Here is a 16,192-nt window from a genome sequence, read left to right on the forward strand (position 1 = left end):
ATGAGTGTGAAAAAACGATTGTGGCGCATAGGGGCGGCTTTTGGCGGGATGAGGATGGAGAGGAAGCTGTTTATCGTTTTCCTGCTTCTCATTACGCTGCCGTTAGCGTTTATCGGCTACATCTCCTATAGCAATTATTCACGCTCGATCGAGGGGAAGACGATCGTTTATTCGACCAAAATGCTTGAAAATATGATGGTTCGAGTCGATGATTACATCGAGGATATGGTACGTATTTCTTCCATTCCGGCTTATCAAGACGATATCAAGCAAAATTTAATCCGCTCGAATGCCTATTATGAGCAGCGGCAGCTGACGGCCGGGAAAAACAGCAGCCAGCTGCCGGATGATTTTGACCAGCTGCTCCTCATTCAGCGCGGGATAGAGGGAAATATTTCGTTCATCAATACGATAAAACGCGGCGCTAATTCCGTATATATTTTTGATACGTACGGGAACGGCTACTATTCTACAGCAGGCGGCGGCATTCGGCTTAATGTAAAGGAGAGCTATGATTACTGGCGCGGGCGCGTGCAAACCTCCGGAGGCGAAGCATTGCTGTTCAGCACCCAGAAATATACAAGCAATTTGCAGAGCGTCAGATATGCATTCACCGTCGTCCGCAAGGTCATCGACAAATCGCTCAAGCCGATCGGCTTGATTGCCGTAGACGCGAATATTAGCGTCATTGAAGACCAGATGAGCGAGCTCGATAAGGTAACGAACGGGAAATCGGTTATTATCGACGAGCTCGGGAATGTCGTATACGACAGCGATAAATCGAGAATGGCAACGAATATTGCGGATGATCCGACGGTTGCGCTGGCCAAGGGCTCCAAAGGCAGCTTTTATTTCGAGCGCGACGGCATCAACCAGTTATACATTTACACGACATCGCCGAACACCAATTGGAAGGTAATGACCGCCATTCAAGGCAGCGAGCTGACGAAGGATACGGTCGTTATCCGCAGGGTCACTTGGATCGCTACGATCGTTACGATTATCGTCGCGCTTTTCATTTCATTCGTTTTTTCGTTTGCTTTAACGAATCCGCTGCGCAAGATGATGCGATTGATGAAAAATGTGCAAGAGGGCGATTTTAACGTACAATTCCAAGTGAAATACCGTGACGAGGTTGGTCAGCTGGGTACGCAGTTTAACCGGATGATTGTTCGGATCGATCATCTCATCCGTGATATATACGTGATCGAGAAGAAGAAGAAGGAAGCAGAGCTGCATGCGCTTCAGAGCCAGATCAATCCCCATTTTATGTATAACACGCTGGAATCGATTCGAATGGCAGCCGAGCTGAATGACGATCAGATCGCGGCGGATATGATTGCGATACTCGGTAAGCTGCTGCGTTACAGCATCAGCGACCTGCATGAGGAAGTGACCTTGGATAACGAGCTGCTCCATATGCGGAATTATGTGGAAATGCTTAATTATCGGTATCCGAACCGGTTCCGTTTGGAGACCCGCGTGCCGGAAGAATTGTTAAGCTATCCCATTATTAAGCTAGTGCTGCAGCCGATAGTCGAAAATGCGATTTATCACGGCATGGACGACAACAAGCCGTCCATGCGAATTGAAATCAGCAGCGAGCAGACCTCCCGAATCATTTGGCTCCGGATCAAGGATGACGGGCTCGGCATGGACGGGGAGACCTTAGAGCGCTTAAACCGTTCTTTGGCAGGGGCAGAGGAAGCAGCCGTAAAACGCAAATCAGGCGGCATTGGCTTGAAAAATGTAAACGAACGCATCAAGCTCCACTATGGCAATGCCTATGGAATGAAGGTAATGAGTGAAAGGGGCATAGGCACCGAGGTGATTTTACAGCTTCCAATAGAATTAGGGAGAGAAGCAGAATGAACAAATACAGGACCATTTTAATGCTTGTTGTTCTGTTATGCGGCCTATGTATCGCTGGCTGCGAGAATAATTCGCCCAGTAACGGAGCGGAAACCGAGCCTGCGGACCAGACCGGGCAGGAAGAACGGAACGTAACGCTTAGAGTGCTGACGAATCGCGTTGATCTCGTGGAGAACGGCGTATTTAAAAAATACGCGGATCGATTCTCCGAACTTTATCCCGGCGTTACCGTGACCTTCGAAGGCGTGCTCAACTATGCGAGCGATATTATGGTCCGGTTGTCCACTCGCAATCTGGGCGATGTGCTGCTGCTGCCAAATAATATCAAGAATGAGGATCTGCCCGATTATTTCGAGCCGCTGAATGACAGCTTGTTCGAAGATATCCGCTTCGCTGATTTTAAAGCTCACGGCGGAGCCCGCTACGGCATCGCTACGGGAGCCTCGACAACGGGGATCGTCTATAACAAGGAAGCTTTTAGAAAGGCTGGAATTACGGAGATCCCAACGACGCTGGAGGCATTTTATGCCGCTTGCGAGAAGCTCGAAAATGCGGGTATCCTGCCGGTATATTTGAACTATGGCGCCCAGTGGCCGCTTATGACATGGGGCGAGGATTTAGTCAGTTACATGACCGGTAATGCCGATTATTTAAACAACATGGTCAATGAAGAGGAGCCTTGGCAGATCGATAACCCTTGGGGCCAAGCGATTACAATCGTTAAGACGTTAATTAACCGCGGTTACGTTGAGAAGCAGATGATGTCTAACCAATGGGAAACCTCCAAAACAGAAATCGCGGATGGCAGAGCCGCCATGTATTTAATGGGCAACTGGGTCATCAATCAAGTCATCGCTGCCGGCGCAGAATCGGAGGATATCGGTTTTTTTCCGTTTCCTTATGACAATAGCGAAAAGCGTTTTGCGCCATTAAGTCCGGATTGGTTTGTCGGCGTAAGCAAGTTCAGCGATAATAAGCAGCTGGCTGAGGCATGGGTGAAGTTTTTTGTAAATGAGTCCGGCTATGTCGATGACTCCGGTTTTTTGCCTGTCAATGAAGCGAAGCAGCCATCCTTGCCGCAGTTCCAGCAGTTTTTATCCTACGATATCGAGCTGCTGGAGCGCAGGGTTCCGAATGATTTATTGCTCGAGATTGCGAATTCGGCGCAAATATCTTTTTGGTCGGGCGATTTTATCCAAGAATGGATTGCCGCTCCCGATTTGCAGAAGGCATTCGATGAATACAACGAGCGATGGAAAGCAGCACGAACCATTACCGAAAGTTAAGGTGGAGTTTTGTAATGTCAAAGAAGGTCACGATGCAGCAAATTGCCGATTATTTGGGCGTTTCCAAGTTTGTCGTCTCCAAAGCGCTCTCCGGTAAAGGCGGAGTCAGCGAGGCGACGCAGGAGCGGGTTATTCAAGCGGCATCACAGTTAGGCTATTTCTCGCAAAAGAACGCTTATGTAAAAACGATGAAGCTGGAGCAGCTGCCCAAAATTCCTGCTGCGGGTAAACAATCGGTGCTCGTGCTGATGCCGAACATCCGCTTTCAGACGAAGGAGTCGCTCTATTGGGGACGTATTCTAGACGGTATAGCTTCGCGGTTGGAAGAAGGCGGGTACGGCATGGTTATTGTGTCGGAGCAGAGCGTCGACCATTTCCTGCATTTCTTAAACCCGAACGGCATATTGGGGCTGATCGGCGTGGGTGAAATCTCGACACCGCTGCTGCTGGAGGTGCATCGGATCGGCCTGCCCATGGTTCTCGTCGACCATGAGGACATGCTTATTCCGAGCGATACGGTATTTACGAACAATTACGAATCGATGTACCGCCTTACGAAGCATTTAATAGGCAAGGGGCATACGCAGCTCTGCTTTATCGGAGATGTGAACTATTCACGGAGCTTTAAGGACCGTTTCTTAGGCTTCCGCAGCGCGCTGGAGGAGAAGATCGAGGAAGTGTCCCGCTTTGCCATCGGCAGCGAATGTTATTTGCCAGTCGAGGGATTCGAGCATGAACAATTTCTGGAGCCCATTAAGCAATGGGCCATGAAACGAATAAAGGCGAAGGCGCTGCCTACCGCTTTGCTCTGCGCCAACGATATGATTGGCATTGGCGCGGTAAAAGCGCTGCAGGAGCTCGGCGTATCGGTGCCCGGGGAGGTATCGGTAACGGGTTACGACAATATTGATGACTCCTACCGGATGACACCGGCATTAACAACCGTGCATGTGCCTAAGGAAGCGCTGGGGAAACGCGCGGTTGATCGGCTTATCAGCCGAATCGAGAACAAGCAGGAGCCGATGGAGAAGCTCTTGGTTGCGGGAGAGCTGATCTATCGGGAGTCTACGGGGCAGGTTAATCCAGGCTTGGCGAGGTAACAGATAAAGAGAAAAGAAGACTGTCTTGAAAGGCTGCTAGCCTTTTTGGACAGTCTTTTTTTTTGAACCGGCTTAAAAAGAATAATGGATTCATCTTATCCGGCCTCCAACGGTATTTTCGACGTTTGCTGCTGCGATTCGACCAAGCGGTAAAGACCTTGAAGAAGGGTTGTTCGTTGCGTGCAGGGTACGGGGTGCCTTTTTGATCTTTCATTTTGAATTCTCTTTACAGGGGCGTTCCTGCTTGATAGAATAATCTCACCTAATTGTTAACCTAATATTTTTTATTTTGGTTAACAATTAAATAATGGAAGGATGGTGATCATTGTGGCAGCGGATTACGAATGGCTTGCATCCATAAACAAGAACCATGTATGGCATCCATTTACTCAAATGAAAGTCTACAACAGCTCCGACCCGCTCATTATTGAACGCGGCGAAGGCATCATGCTGTATGACGTCCATGGGCGGGCTTATTATGACGGGTTCTCATCCGTCTGGCTCAACGTACATGGACATAACGTGCCGGAACTTAATCAGGCGATTACGGAACAGCTGGGAAAGGTCGCCCATTCCACGCTTCTCGGGATGGCCAATGTACCGGCGATCGAGCTTGCGGAGAAGCTGGTAGGGATCGCGCCAAAAGGCTTAAACAAAGTATTTTATTCCGATTCCGGGGCAACCGGCGTCGAGATCGCGATCAAGATGGCGTTTCAATATTGGCATAATAAAGGGCGGCCGGAGAAGAAGACGTTTATCACCATGAATCAAGCGTATCACGGAGATACGATCGGCGCGGTAAGCGTAGGTGCCATACCTCTGTACCATGACCTGTTCCGCCCCATGCTGTTTCCCTCGCATGTGATTCCGTATCCTTACGCTTATCGCCATGAAGGAGGCGAGGCTCAGGCATTGGAAGCTACGCTAACCGCGCTGCGTCATTTGCTCGAGACGCGAGCAGATGAGATTGCGGCCCTCATGGTGGAGCCGATTGTCCAAGGGGCAGGCGGCATCGTCGTCATGCCGCCTAACTGTTTACGCGAGATGGCTGCGCTTTGCCGCAAGCATGGCGTACTGCTTATCGCCGACGAGGTGGCGACCGGCTTTGGCCGGACGGGCGAGATGTTCGCATGCGATCTCGAAGGCGTGTCGCCGGATTTGATGGTAGTCGGGAAAGGGCTGACCGGCGGCTATTTGCCTGTGGCTGCGACGCTTGCAACCGATGAGGTATATAGCGCGTTTTACGCCGATTACCAAGAGCAGAAGACTTTTTTCCACGGTCATAGTTTTACGGGGAATCCGCTCGGCTGCGCCGTTGCCTTGGCCAGCCTGAAGCTGTATGAAGAGCGGAACATCATTGCAGGCGTGAGAGCTAAGGCAGCATTCGTCGAGCAGAAGCTTGCGAACCTAAAGGATCGCCCGCATGTCGGTGAAATCCGGCAAAAGGGACTGATGATCGGAATCGAGCTCGTGCGCGATAAAGCTTCGCGCGAGCCGTACGATTGGGCGGATCGGGTCGGCGTCCGCGCAAGTATGCGGGCAAGAGAACTCGGGATGTTAACAAGGCCGCTTGGCAATGTAATGGTCTTCATTCCACCGCTTGCCAGTACCGAGACCGAGCTCGAGGCTATGACGGATATTTTGGCGGAATCGATTATTAGCGTTACCGAAGGCGGTTCATCCGCATGAGTACAATGAACGAGGAAGCGATACGCGGCATTTTCGTGACAGGTACGGACACCGGCGTGGGGAAGACGGTTGTGACGGCAGCCATAGCCGCCGTGCTTCGCGCCGAAGGGATGAATATCGGTGTCTGGAAGCCGGTTCAGTCCGGTGCAACGATTGGCAGCGGGGAGACCGATGCAGAACGGCTGCTGCAAAGCACGGGAATCGATGAGCGGCCGGAGGCGGTAGCACCGTATTCGTTCGAAGCTCCGCTTACGCCGCTGCTCGCAGCCAAGCATGCTGGTGTGGACCTTACGCTGAAGGAGTTGATCGCTGCCGGCATCCCGCTCGCAAAACGTTATGAGGCACTGATCATTGAGGGAGCGGGCGGCGTTGCGGTGCCGCTAACCGATGACGCCTTGACGGCGGACTTGATCTCGGAGCTTCGGATCCCAGCGCTCATTGTAGCCCGTTCCGGCCTCGGTACGATTAACCATACGCTGCTGACTGCGTCATTTCTGCGGCATCGCGGAGTTCCGATTATTGGCGTCATCATGAACGACGGCGAAATAGCTCATCCGCATGACGATCCGAGCGTGGCCACGAACGCGGAATTAATCGAGCGCTGCAGCGGCCTGAAGGTTCTCGGCCGCGTTCCGCGCTTGCATCTGGAAGCGGCCCCCCAGACTAGGATACATAATCTAAGAAATTCAATACAATTCGCGCCGATCAGACAGGCCTTAGCAGTTCAAGCAATGGGAGGATGAGGAAGATGAAAACAATGTCTGCGGATATGGAGTGGCAGTCGCTTGCCCAAAAAGCATTGAATGGAGAATGCCTAACGTTAGAGGAAGGGCTTGCCGTGCTCGATTCCGGTAACGATGAGGTACTGCCGCTGATGCATGCCGCGTTTAAAGTTAGAAAACATTTTTACGGCAGAAAAGTAAAGCTGAACATGATCATCAATGCCAAAAGTGGCCTTTGTCCCGAGGACTGCGGATACTGCTCGCAATCCATTGTTTCGACGGCAGCGGTGAATAAGTACACCCTGCTCGATAAAGAAACGCTGTTGGACGGCGCCCGCGAAGCGCTGGCACGGCAAGCCGGAACCTACTGCATCGTAGCGGCAGGGAAAGGCCCGACAGACAAAGAGCTCGAACAAGTAGTGGACGCGGTTAGAGAAATCCGTGAAACGATGCCGTTAAAAATTTGCGCATGCCTCGGCATTCTGAAAGACGGGCAAGCCGAACGGCTTGCTGAAGCAGGCGTGCATCGCTACAACCACAACTTGAACACCAGCAAAGCAAACTATCCATCGATCACGACGACCCACACGTATGACCAGCGTGTCGAAACCGTAGAAAAGGTAAAGGCCTACGGCATGTCCCCATGCTCCGGGGTCATTATCGGCATGGGCGAGACAAACCAAGAGATCGTTGAAATGGCTTATGCGCTTCGCGAGCTCGATGCAGATTCGATTCCGATCAATTTCCTGAACGCGATTCCGGGAACTCCTCTGGAAAATGCAGGCCGCACGCCTTCGATGAAAGCACTGAAGGTGCTGGCTTTATTCCGATTCATCTGCCCGTCCAAGGAAATCCGCGTGGCGGGCGGCCGCGAGGTCAACCTTCGTACACTGCAGCCTTTGTCTCTGTATGCCGCGAATTCGCTATTTGTAGGTGATTATTTGACGACGGCAGGGCAAGATGTTTCGGCTGACCATCAAATGATTGAGGATTTGGGCTTTGAGATTGAATTAAACGCCCTTTAAGGCGGTGCCGACCATGAACTGGATAGCAAAAGAACTTGAATTGTTGGCTGATGCCTCTTTAGGGCGTTCCTTGCGCGAAAGTAGTCCGGTCGCCGATGCTCCCGGTTATATGATGCGCGGAGAACGAAAGCTGCTCAATTTGTCTTCCAATGATTACCTTGGTCTATCGCAGCATCCAGCAATAATTGAAGCGATGCGCGAGGCGCTTCTCAGCGAAGGCGCCGGCTCAGGCGCTTCCCGCCTTGTAACAGGTAACCGGATGCCGTACAGCCATCTTGAAGAAGCGCTGGCCGAATGGCAAAACTGCGAGGCGGCGCTGGTTTTTGCGAATGGTTATATGGCTAACTCCGGCGTTATTGGCGCGTTAGTAAGCAGAGGAGACATTGTTTTCAGCGATCAATTGAATCATGCGAGCATTACGGACGGCATCGTGCTCAGCCGCGCGGAGCATGCCCGTTACCGTCACAACGATATGGAGCATTTGCGCGCGTTATTAAATAAGCACCGGGATAGGCGGAGAAAGCTGATCGTAACCGATGCCGTTTTCTCCATGGACGGCGACCAGGCGCCCTTGCGCGAGCTTGCCGCGCTCAAACGGGAGTTTGGAGCGATGCTGATGGTAGACGAGGCGCACAGCGGGGGGATTTACGGGAAACGCGGCGAGGGATTATGCCATGAGCTCGGACTGCAGGATGAAGTGGATATTCATATGGGGACGTTCAGCAAATCATTCGGCGTTTACGGCGCTTATATATGCGGAAGCCGCATGCTCATTCGATGGCTGGTCAATAAGGCCAGGCCGCTCATTTATTCGACGGCGCTTCCTCCTTCGGTCACGGCAGGCGTTTTGAAGGCGTTGGCTTTGGTACAAGAAGAACATTGGCGGCGGGAAAGACTTTTTGCGGCCAGCAGTTCCTTTCGATGCCTGCTTGAGGCTTCCGGTTTTAAAATCGGCTACGGCGATTCTCCGATCATCCCTTTAATCGCCGGCGATAACGAAACGGCCCTCCGCTTCAGCGGCGCTCTAGAATCGGCAGGTATCGCTGCGGCAGCAATACGTCCGCCTAGCGTCCCGGCAGGGACGGCGCGAATCCGCTTCTCCTTGTCAGCCGCCCATACGGATAAGGAATTAACCGATGCAGCTGCGCAAATTCGCATCATCGGACAGCAATTAGGCGTGCTGGGCTCATGATGGCTTCTACAATAGTGAAGAAGCAGCAGGGAGCAGGGGCAAAGGGCACCATCTTGTGGCTGCCGGGATGGAGCATGCCGGATAGCGTATTCGATCGGCTGCGTGAGCAGCTTCCCGAGTTTCATCATATTTCCGCAGATTATAAGGATGCCGATTCTCCTGAGAAAATGCTGCTCCTGTCGGAAACGGCGGCGGAAAGCAATCGATCTGCGGATGGTTCTTTCTGCGATAGTAATGGATTTCACGGTCCGCTTTTGATCGCCGGCTGGTCGCTCGGCGGTATATTGGCGCTGAAATTAGCAGCCAAAGGCTGCGCCGACGGTCTTGTATTATTTGCGGCAACCGCCCGGTTTACAAGGTCAAAGGACGAGGCGGACCGCGGCTGGCCGGATGCATACGTCAGGCAGATGATTAAAGGGCTTATGAACGACCGGCAGGTTGTCGAAACGAAATTTCGAAGGAATATGTTTACGGAAGCCGAATGGGATTCTAATCTCGGCGATAGCCTTCCTCATAACGGCAGCTGGACAACCCCGGCTTTAATGGCCGGACTTCAGCTTTTAAGAAGCGAGGACTGTCTGCCTGAGCTGCCGGAAATCAAATGCCCGGTCCTTCTTGTCCATGGGACTGCGGATACGATCTGTCCCTACGGCGCAGCGTCAGAGCTTGCCGCGTCATTGCCGCGAGCCGAGCTGGCCGCGGTACCTGGCAGCGGGCATGCGCCGTTTTTGGGAAGGGAAGCGGACATCGCTGATAAACTGAGGAGATGGTGGGATGAACATCAGAACGGCTGTTATTCAGCGTCAATTTAACCGCAGTTCGGCGGGCACGTATGACGCTCATGCCCTTGTGCAGCGCAATATGGCAAATCGGCTCGCCAATTCTCTTCAGGAGGGGGAGTTTGGAGTCGGCAAAGACTGGTCCGACATTCTCGAAATCGGCTGCGGCACGGGCGCGCTGACTGAACGATTGGTGAATGATTGGTCCGATGCCTCGATTACTGCACTCGATATTGCGCCCGCGATGATTAAGGCTGCTGAGCAGCGTCTTCTAATGAATACGCCAAACCAATCCGGGATCAGCCAAGTAACGCCGGCCCGCGTAAGCTTTCTTCAAGCGGATGTTGAAACTTGGGCGCCTGATGCACCGCGTGCCTCGTTTGACCTTATTGTCTCGAGCGCTTGTTTTCAGTGGCTGAGCGATCCGAAGCAAACCCTGGGCCATCTTCGGCGGATGCTGCGTGCTGGCGGCATGCTGGTGTTCGCGACATTCGGGCCCGATACGTTCCATGAGCTGCATAAGTCATTTGATGACGCCTATCGAGCAAGCGGAATGCAGCCGCAGCGGCACGGACTGTCGTTCCGATCGGCAGAACAGTGGGACAGCCTGCTCCGGGAAACAGGCTTTTCGAATCTTCGTTATGAGCATTCGATCCAAACGGAGAAATATGCTTCCGTAAGGGATTTTCTTTTTTCGGTCAAAGCGATGGGAGCGAGCGCTTCGGAAGCCGTCTCCAAGAGCGGACTCGGTTCGCGGCGCCTGTTCGCCAACATGTATAAGGCGTACGGGGAGCAGTTTGGCTTGGATGGAGGCATTGCAGCCACCTATGAGCTTCTGTTCATATACGCATTGGCGGACAAATAGAAGAGATTGAGATTGGAGCTTTCGAAGCGCAGCTTGTGTAAAAGAAAGTAACTTTTCCCTGCTGCAAAACGTCTGAATATTCAAAGGTAAACAAATGAATGAATGTGGGGGCTTATGACGATGAAGCTGCACAAAAAATCATGGTTACTGGCGAATATGATTTTGTTGCTGAGTACGTTTTTTGTTTGGAATGCAGCTCATGCCGACTGGGCAAGCCGTTTTGTCGTAAATGACGGGATGTCCTATACGGTATCAGATCAGACAGTAGAAATAGAGCATATTGGGGAAAGGATCGGCAAGGTGACCTCCTTTTCGGATGAAGAAGGAACATATTCTGGCAATTTCTCGAATGTTTATCCGAAGGGGACGGCGTACTACGCCATCAAAGGCGTTGAAGCCCATGTGGCGATAGCGGTTAAGGCAGCGGACGACTCCTTTATAAAAGCTAATTACGAGGGAGAATATGCAGGCAGCCTCTTCGACTGGAAAAAAGCTTCGCTCTACGCTTTCGGATGTTTTTTTCTTGTCATGATGGTATTACTTGTAAGAAATAATCTGAAAAAGCCCTAAATAAAGAAGAGGGAGTGCTTCCTATGCGCCGGTTAAGACGATAGGAAGCACTCCCTCTTTGAGTTAGAAAATTAAGATTGCAGCTGTAGGTTGCGATCAATCAAAGCGATGCGCTGTTCTACGCAGGCGTGCGACCGAAGCGGATCCTCCGGCGTGTTCATGCAGTAGTCGAGCAGCTGGTCCACGGTCGTTGCGGCAACATGGCAGCGCGTATCCGAGGAAGCGTAATAAATAAATACGTCGCCGTTATCCTGCGCGATGACGCCGTTGCAGAAGGCAACATTCGATACGTCGCCTACGCGTTCGATGCCTTCAGGCGCAAGCAAATGCCCGCCTGGACGGTGCGTAACCTTGTTTGGTTCATGCAAGTCGGATAGGAAGGCGTATAACACATAACGGAGGCCTGCCGCCGTGTTGCGAACGCCGTGAGCGATATGAATCCAGCCCTTGTCCGTCTTGATCGGAGCAGGGCCTTGGCCGTTCTTTACTTCTTTTATGGTGTGGTAGTGACGCTCGTCGATAATAACCTCGCGTTCCACAACCGCATTTTCAATTGTATCGGATAGTCCCCAACCGATGCCGCCGCCTGAGCCGGTGTCGATAAATCCATCCTGCGGACGAGTGTAGAATGCATATTTGCCTTCCACGAATTCAGGATGAAGCACGACGTTACGCTGTTGGTTCGATGCGGTTTTCAGATCGGCAAGGCGCTCCCATTGCTTCAAATCCTTCGTTCTCACGATACCGCATTGCGCGATGGCGCTCGAGAGATCTCCCTTCGGCGCGGAAGGATCTTTTCTCTCCGTGCAGAACAATCCGTAAATCCATCCGTCTTCGTGCTGAACGAGACGCATATCATAAACGTTTACGTCAGGATCGCTTGTCTCCGGAAGCAGGATCGGATGATCCCAGAAGCGGAAGCCGTCAACGGGGCTGTCGCTTTCGGCAATCGCGAAAAAGGACTTGCGGTCATTGCCTTCGACGCGCGCAACGAGATGATATTTGCCGTTCAAGAAAATCGCGCCGGGATTGAAAACGCAGTGGATGCCAAGGCGTTCCATGAAGAAAGGATTTGTCTCGGGATTAAAATCATATTTCCAAACCAGCGGAGCATGAGCGGCCGTAAGTACGGGATGAGCATAACGTTCAAATACGCCGTTGCCAAGCGCTTCCGGTTCATTTTTGCGTTGAACGAGCGCCTCATAGCGCTCCGTCAGCAATTGCTTGCGTTCATTAAATTTACTCATTAGATAAACCTCCGTTAATGTGTGGTTGATTGTCCGTTCAGCCGTTCGATCATTTCAAAGCAGGCGCGTCCATTGTGATATGGGCATTTCCAAGGGCTGACCTTTTGAACGTTATCGCTTGGCGAACCGTCACGTTTTACGCTCCAATGCCATTCCCCATGCTCTTTGTCAACGATAAAGCGCTCGATGAAGGCCCATGACCGAACGGCAGCCTCGCGATATTTCTCTTCGCCGGTCATTTGGTAAGCATTATAGAAGCCAACGACCGCTTCGGCCTGCGGCCACCAATCTTTATGTGTATCAATCAAGCCCTCTGGTCCTGCTTCGTTTAAAAGGCCGCCATCCGCATCTACGCCTTCGTTCAGTACAGCTTCAGCCATTCGTATTGCAATTTCTTTAGCTTCGGCGAGCAGCTCCTCATCACCGAGCACCTCGGCAGCTTCGACTAACAGCCAGCTGCCTTCGATGTCATGGCCGTAGGAGATATGCTCGGATTTGTAGTTCCACTGCTCGTCAAAAAATAGAATGAATTGCGCTTTGTCCGGATGAATGATGTGTTTGATCGTGATTTCGATAAGCTCTTTCAGCTTTGAGCGAAGCTCATCCGATTTCCATGCCCGGTATAGGTTGGTATAAGCTTCCATGACATGAAGATGCGTATTCATGGATTTCTTTTCGTTTAAATCCTTCTCGCTTAGGCTGTTATCATCCGTCTCCTGCCACTCCCGCGTCAGCGCTTCGAAGTAGCCCTTGAATTGATTGTCGTAGCTGTAGCACTCAAGCGTGTGAAACAGCTCGATCGCTTGCTTCAGCGCAGCCTCGCTGCCGGTTGCCCGGTAATATTCGGAGTAAGCGTAGATCGCGAAAGCTTGCCCGTATACTTGTTTTTTCGTTTCGGCAGGTTGGCCTGACGCGTCAACCATCCAATACAATCCGCCGAATACCGGGTCTGCGAAATACTCATTTACATACTCATAAGCTCGGTCAGCGATTTTTAAATAGCTGTCATTTCCCGTTATCCGATAGGCGGAGGCGAAGGTCCACAAAATGCGCGTGTTGAGCACAAGGCTTTTGCCGGCCTCAGGATTTACCGTAAGATCCCGGGTAATGTACCCGTAGAAGCCTCCGTTTTTCTCGTCGACGGTATGCTTCATCCAGAAGCCGAGAATGTTCGATTCCAGCTCCTGCTTGATGCTGGCTAACCACTGCTGGTTATTTTCGTTCATTTAATAGAACCTCCCACGGCTTTCTTTGGAATTTTCGAACCGTAATAATCGCGGACGGTTTGCTCGGCTTGTTTGCCGTACATGCAGTAATCATCGTTAACGGCTGCTTCGGTTTCTTCATATAGTCGTGCCGGCCAATCCCAAAGCATAAAGCCGCCGACCCAGTCACGCTTATCGGAATGGGAAAACATCGTCTCGTAAAAAAGGCGCTGTACTTCTTCGCTCGGCGCTCCCGCAAGTCCCCAGTCATTAGGGATATGCTGCGAGCCTTCGCGGCTAGGGCAGCCTGCTTCCATGAAGAAGAAGGGCTTTTCGAATTCGGCTACAACCTTCCCGATGCGGTCAAGCTGCTCTTCCCAAGCATCGATAGGGTAGTAGCCGCTGGAGGATATGACGTCAACGGCATCCCACCATTTGATTTGGCCTTCTTGGTATTTATCGCAGTTGTAGGTAACAATCCCGGAGTAAACCTTGCGTACCTCGGCAATCAATTGACGCCATTCGGATTCACGGCGATCGGTTTGGACCATCTCGCAGCCGATGCAGAACATTTCACACCCGGTTTCTTCGGCCATTCGCGCATAATGCAAAATGAATGTTGTATAGGAAGCGAACCAATCGGACCATTTGGGCTCACAGGGAACATCAAGATCGAAGAAATTGATATGCGCGCGCCATGTCCCGTCCGCACAGTTGACGACCGGCTTCAAGCAAACCTTTAGAGCAAGTTCTTTGGCTTTGCGTATTGCGTTACGAACCTCTTCATCGGTAACCGTAGGCTCTTCCCGGAACTTAATCTCCGTCGCATGCGCGTGATCCTGAAGCGCGCCCAGCGCAATAGCGGTCCAGTTTACGTTTAAGCGCTCGGCCATGAGCTCCATGGAACGTTCTGCTGGTGCGCCGGACCAGGTGCCGCGAATACCGGTCCAGCCCCATGTCATACCGCCAATATAGGCTGCTTTACTCGTCATTTGAGTCGCCTCACTTTTATTTAGTAGTTTTGTTATTGCTAATAAAACTTTTTGTTATATAACAAGTAAACATGATTCGCATAAGGTTTGCAATACCTTTCTTTATAAGGCGTTGATTTCATAATTCCGCTTCATTTAATAACAGGAAAAAGCGCGGTTGCAAACGGAAAAACTAGATAAATAGCTAGAGATAGCGTTTTCACACAATGTCAGTTTAAGACTAGAAATAATATTTTAAACCATTTTAGAACCGCTTTTTATAAGTTATTATCGTAATGTAAGCGGAATCAATACGAGCTGAGGGGGATTTAAAAAAATGAAAAAAGTCATTTCGTTAGCATTTGTTTCTGTAGTTATGCTAACATCGTTAGCGGCATGTGGTGGAAATAACACAAATTCGAACGGAAACACGGCTACTAACAAGCCGAGCACGAACGACACAGCTACAAATAAGCCGGAAAACGGCGGTACCGAAGAAGCTTCGAAAATTACGGGCGATGTTGTTTTCTTAACAAACCGTACAGACATGATCGATAAGCAGTACGTTGATTATGAGAAACGCTTTGAAGAAAAATATCCTGGCGTAGATCTTAAATTCGAAGCGATCACTGATTATGATAAAACATTGAAAATCCGCATCGCTTCCGGCGATTTCCCTGATGTTGTGTTTGTGCCAACGATTCCAAACGCAGAGCTGGCTAATTATTTTGCTCCGCTTGACGATATCGCGTTTTCCGGCGACATTCACTTCAAAGATTTGAAAGCAAACGAAGGCAAAATGTACGGTATTTCTTCCGGCGCATCGACAGTAGGCATCGTGTATAACAAAAAGGCTTTCGAAAAAGCAGGTATCACGGCTCTTCCAAAAACATACGATGAATTCCTTGCAGCATCACAAAAGCTGAAAGACGCAGGCATCGTGCCGCTGGCTTCGAACTTCAAAGACAAATGGCCGCTTGATGCTTGGGTGTACGATATTCCGACGCTTATCGGCTCTGCTTCCGATCACCAAAACAAACGCGCCGAAAGCGACACGCCTTACACGCTTGACAATGCATACGGCAAATCATGGAGCATCCTGCGTGAGCTGTATACGAAAGGTTTCCTTGAAACAGACGTAAACTCGACAAACTGGGAGCAATCAAAAAAAGACGTAGCATCCGGTAAATTCGGTATGTACCTGCTTGGCAACTGGGTAATCAACCAAGTGATCGAAAATGGCGCTGCAGCAGAGGATATTGGGTTCTTCCCATTCCCATCCGACAACTCCGGCGAAGCAAAAGCGCCGCTTAACCCGGATTTCTTCTACGCAGTCAACAAAGGCGGCAATGTTGAAGCAGGTAAAGCTTTCGTTCAATGGATGATTGAAGAATCGGGTTATGACGATTTCGCAGGCTTCATCCCGACCTTGAAGGATAAAGAATCGAAGCTTCCGCAGCTTGCTGAATTTAACACTTTCGCGCCAAAATTCTTCGAGCCGGCAGCACCGGTAGATGCAGCTACGCAAATCCAAAACAAAGCGCAGCTTGATCAAGCCGCAGTTGTTCAAGAGTTCGTATTGTCTAAAGATCCGCAAAAGGTTCTCGACAAAGTGAACACGGCTTGGGCGAAAGCGAAAAAAGATCTAGGTCTGTAAGAACAAGGATGG

General features: G+C 50.9%; 15 protein-coding genes. 11 read left to right on the top strand and 4 right to left on the bottom strand.

Annotated elements, in window-relative coordinates; translation table 11 throughout:
• From MRBLPE1_RS14205 to MRBLPE1_RS14215, 3 genes are read left to right on the top strand one after another with little or no spacing between them, the layout of a single operon-like run.
• On the top strand, positions 1-1,872 hold the full coding sequence (locus MRBLPE1_RS14205) for a sensor histidine kinase (RefSeq protein ID WP_364146261.1): 1,872 nt from the start codon (positions 1-3) through the stop codon (positions 1,870-1,872).
• Positions 1,869-3,158, top strand: coding sequence for an ABC transporter substrate-binding protein (locus tag MRBLPE1_RS14210; protein WP_364146263.1), 1,290 nt, complete (start codon positions 1,869-1,871; stop codon positions 3,156-3,158). The genes MRBLPE1_RS14205 and MRBLPE1_RS14210 overlap by 4 nt, the downstream gene beginning before the upstream one ends.
• Positions 3,159-3,172: 14 nt before the next feature.
• Positions 3,173-4,258, top strand: coding sequence for a LacI family DNA-binding transcriptional regulator (locus MRBLPE1_RS14215; protein ID WP_364146265.1), 1,086 nt, complete (start codon positions 3,173-3,175; stop codon positions 4,256-4,258).
• On the opposite strand, the gene MRBLPE1_RS14220 is transcribed toward MRBLPE1_RS14215, so the two are convergent.
• Positions 4,236-4,472 carry a hypothetical protein gene (locus MRBLPE1_RS14220; protein WP_364146267.1) on the bottom strand — a complete coding sequence of 79 codons (237 nt, stop codon included), beginning with the start codon at positions 4,470-4,472 and terminating at the stop codon, positions 4,236-4,238. The two genes, MRBLPE1_RS14215 and MRBLPE1_RS14220, sit on opposite strands and share 23 nt — an antisense overlap.
• Before the next feature lie 101 nt (positions 4,473-4,573).
• Here MRBLPE1_RS14220 and bioA point away from each other — a divergent pair, with 101 nt between their 5' ends.
• The 7 genes from bioA to MRBLPE1_RS14255 all read left to right on the top strand — a co-directional run bounded on the left by bioA (position 4,574) and on the right by MRBLPE1_RS14255 (position 11,100).
• On the top strand, positions 4,574-5,947 hold the full coding sequence (bioA, locus tag MRBLPE1_RS14225; protein WP_364146268.1) for an adenosylmethionine--8-amino-7-oxononanoate transaminase: 1,374 nt from the start codon (positions 4,574-4,576) through the stop codon (positions 5,945-5,947).
• The gene (bioD, locus tag MRBLPE1_RS14230; RefSeq protein ID WP_364146270.1) at positions 5,944-6,690 is read left to right on the top strand and encodes a dethiobiotin synthase; all 747 of its coding nucleotides are present in this window, start codon (positions 5,944-5,946) and stop codon (positions 6,688-6,690) included. The genes bioA and bioD overlap by 4 nt, the downstream gene beginning before the upstream one ends.
• Before the next feature lie 5 nt (positions 6,691-6,695).
• Positions 6,696-7,694, top strand: a complete 999-nt coding sequence (bioB, locus tag MRBLPE1_RS14235; protein WP_364146272.1) for a biotin synthase BioB — start codon at positions 6,696-6,698, stop codon at positions 7,692-7,694.
• A 13-nt stretch (positions 7,695-7,707) separates the two neighbouring features.
• Positions 7,708-8,886 carry an 8-amino-7-oxononanoate synthase gene (gene bioF, locus MRBLPE1_RS14240; RefSeq protein ID WP_364146274.1) on the top strand — a complete coding sequence of 393 codons (1,179 nt, stop codon included), beginning with the start codon at positions 7,708-7,710 and terminating at the stop codon, positions 8,884-8,886.
• On the top strand, positions 8,883-9,698 hold the full coding sequence (locus MRBLPE1_RS14245) for an alpha/beta fold hydrolase (RefSeq protein ID WP_364146276.1): 816 nt from the start codon (positions 8,883-8,885) through the stop codon (positions 9,696-9,698). The genes bioF and MRBLPE1_RS14245 overlap by 4 nt, the downstream gene beginning before the upstream one ends.
• On the top strand, positions 9,661-10,530 hold the full coding sequence (gene bioC, locus MRBLPE1_RS14250; protein ID WP_364146278.1) for a malonyl-ACP O-methyltransferase BioC: 870 nt from the start codon (positions 9,661-9,663) through the stop codon (positions 10,528-10,530). The genes MRBLPE1_RS14245 and bioC overlap by 38 nt, the downstream gene beginning before the upstream one ends.
• Before the next feature lie 120 nt (positions 10,531-10,650).
• Entirely contained in the window at positions 10,651-11,100 is a 450-nt protein-coding gene (locus MRBLPE1_RS14255; protein WP_364146279.1) for a hypothetical protein, read from the top strand.
• 71 nt (positions 11,101-11,171) lie between these two features.
• On the opposite strand, the gene MRBLPE1_RS14260 is transcribed toward MRBLPE1_RS14255, so the two are convergent.
• The 3 genes from MRBLPE1_RS14260 to MRBLPE1_RS14270 are packed head-to-tail and all read right to left on the bottom strand — an operon-like array spanning position 11,172 to position 14,544.
• On the bottom strand, positions 11,172-12,347 hold the full coding sequence (locus tag MRBLPE1_RS14260; protein WP_364146281.1) for a glycosidase: 1,176 nt from the start codon (positions 12,345-12,347) through the stop codon (positions 11,172-11,174).
• A gap of 14 nt (positions 12,348-12,361) precedes the next feature.
• On the bottom strand, positions 12,362-13,573 hold the full coding sequence (locus tag MRBLPE1_RS14265) for an AGE family epimerase/isomerase (RefSeq protein WP_364146283.1): 1,212 nt from the start codon (positions 13,571-13,573) through the stop codon (positions 12,362-12,364).
• The gene (locus MRBLPE1_RS14270) at positions 13,570-14,544 is read right to left on the bottom strand and encodes a glycoside hydrolase family 113 (protein ID WP_364146285.1); all 975 of its coding nucleotides are present in this window, start codon (positions 14,542-14,544) and stop codon (positions 13,570-13,572) included. Before MRBLPE1_RS14270 ends, MRBLPE1_RS14265 begins: the two co-directional genes overlap by 4 nt.
• 316 nt (positions 14,545-14,860) lie before the next feature.
• On the opposite strand from MRBLPE1_RS14270, the gene MRBLPE1_RS14275 reads away from it, so the two are divergent.
• On the top strand, positions 14,861-16,180 hold the full coding sequence (locus MRBLPE1_RS14275) for an ABC transporter substrate-binding protein (RefSeq protein WP_364146287.1): 1,320 nt from the start codon (positions 14,861-14,863) through the stop codon (positions 16,178-16,180).
• The last annotated feature ends 12 nt before the right edge of the window (positions 16,181-16,192 follow it).

The organism is Paenibacillus sp. LPE1-1-1.1, assembly GCF_040676435.1.
In the GTDB taxonomy this organism is placed as follows: Bacteria; Bacillota; Bacilli; order Paenibacillales; family Paenibacillaceae; genus Pristimantibacillus.

Bases quoted from the DNA above. Each gene is read 5' to 3' on its own strand.
- MRBLPE1_RS14205 (WP_364146261.1), top strand. From the start codon at position 1: ATGAGTGTGAAAAAACGATTGTGGCGCATAGGGGCGGCTTTTGGCGGG.
- MRBLPE1_RS14210 (WP_364146263.1), top strand. From the start codon at position 1,869: ATGAACAAATACAGGACCATTTTAATGCTTGTTGTTCTGTTATGCGGC.
- MRBLPE1_RS14215 (WP_364146265.1), top strand. From the start codon at position 3,173: ATGTCAAAGAAGGTCACGATGCAGCAAATTGCCGATTATTTGGGCGTT.
- MRBLPE1_RS14220 (WP_364146267.1), bottom strand. From the start codon at position 4,472: ATGAAAGATCAAAAAGGCACCCCGTACCCTGCACGCAACGAACAACCC.
- bioA (WP_364146268.1), top strand. From the start codon at position 4,574: ATGGTGATCATTGTGGCAGCGGATTACGAATGGCTTGCATCCATAAAC.
- bioD (WP_364146270.1), top strand. From the start codon at position 5,944: ATGAGTACAATGAACGAGGAAGCGATACGCGGCATTTTCGTGACAGGT.
- bioB (WP_364146272.1), top strand. From the start codon at position 6,696: ATGAAAACAATGTCTGCGGATATGGAGTGGCAGTCGCTTGCCCAAAAA.
- bioF (WP_364146274.1), top strand. From the start codon at position 7,708: ATGAACTGGATAGCAAAAGAACTTGAATTGTTGGCTGATGCCTCTTTA.
- MRBLPE1_RS14245 (WP_364146276.1), top strand. From the start codon at position 8,883: ATGATGGCTTCTACAATAGTGAAGAAGCAGCAGGGAGCAGGGGCAAAG.
- bioC (WP_364146278.1), top strand. From the start codon at position 9,661: ATGAACATCAGAACGGCTGTTATTCAGCGTCAATTTAACCGCAGTTCG.
- MRBLPE1_RS14255 (WP_364146279.1), top strand. From the start codon at position 10,651: ATGAAGCTGCACAAAAAATCATGGTTACTGGCGAATATGATTTTGTTG.
- MRBLPE1_RS14260 (WP_364146281.1), bottom strand. From the start codon at position 12,347: ATGAGTAAATTTAATGAACGCAAGCAATTGCTGACGGAGCGCTATGAG.
- MRBLPE1_RS14265 (WP_364146283.1), bottom strand. From the start codon at position 13,573: ATGAACGAAAATAACCAGCAGTGGTTAGCCAGCATCAAGCAGGAGCTG.
- MRBLPE1_RS14270 (WP_364146285.1), bottom strand. From the start codon at position 14,544: ATGACGAGTAAAGCAGCCTATATTGGCGGTATGACATGGGGCTGGACC.
- MRBLPE1_RS14275 (WP_364146287.1), top strand. From the start codon at position 14,861: ATGAAAAAAGTCATTTCGTTAGCATTTGTTTCTGTAGTTATGCTAACA.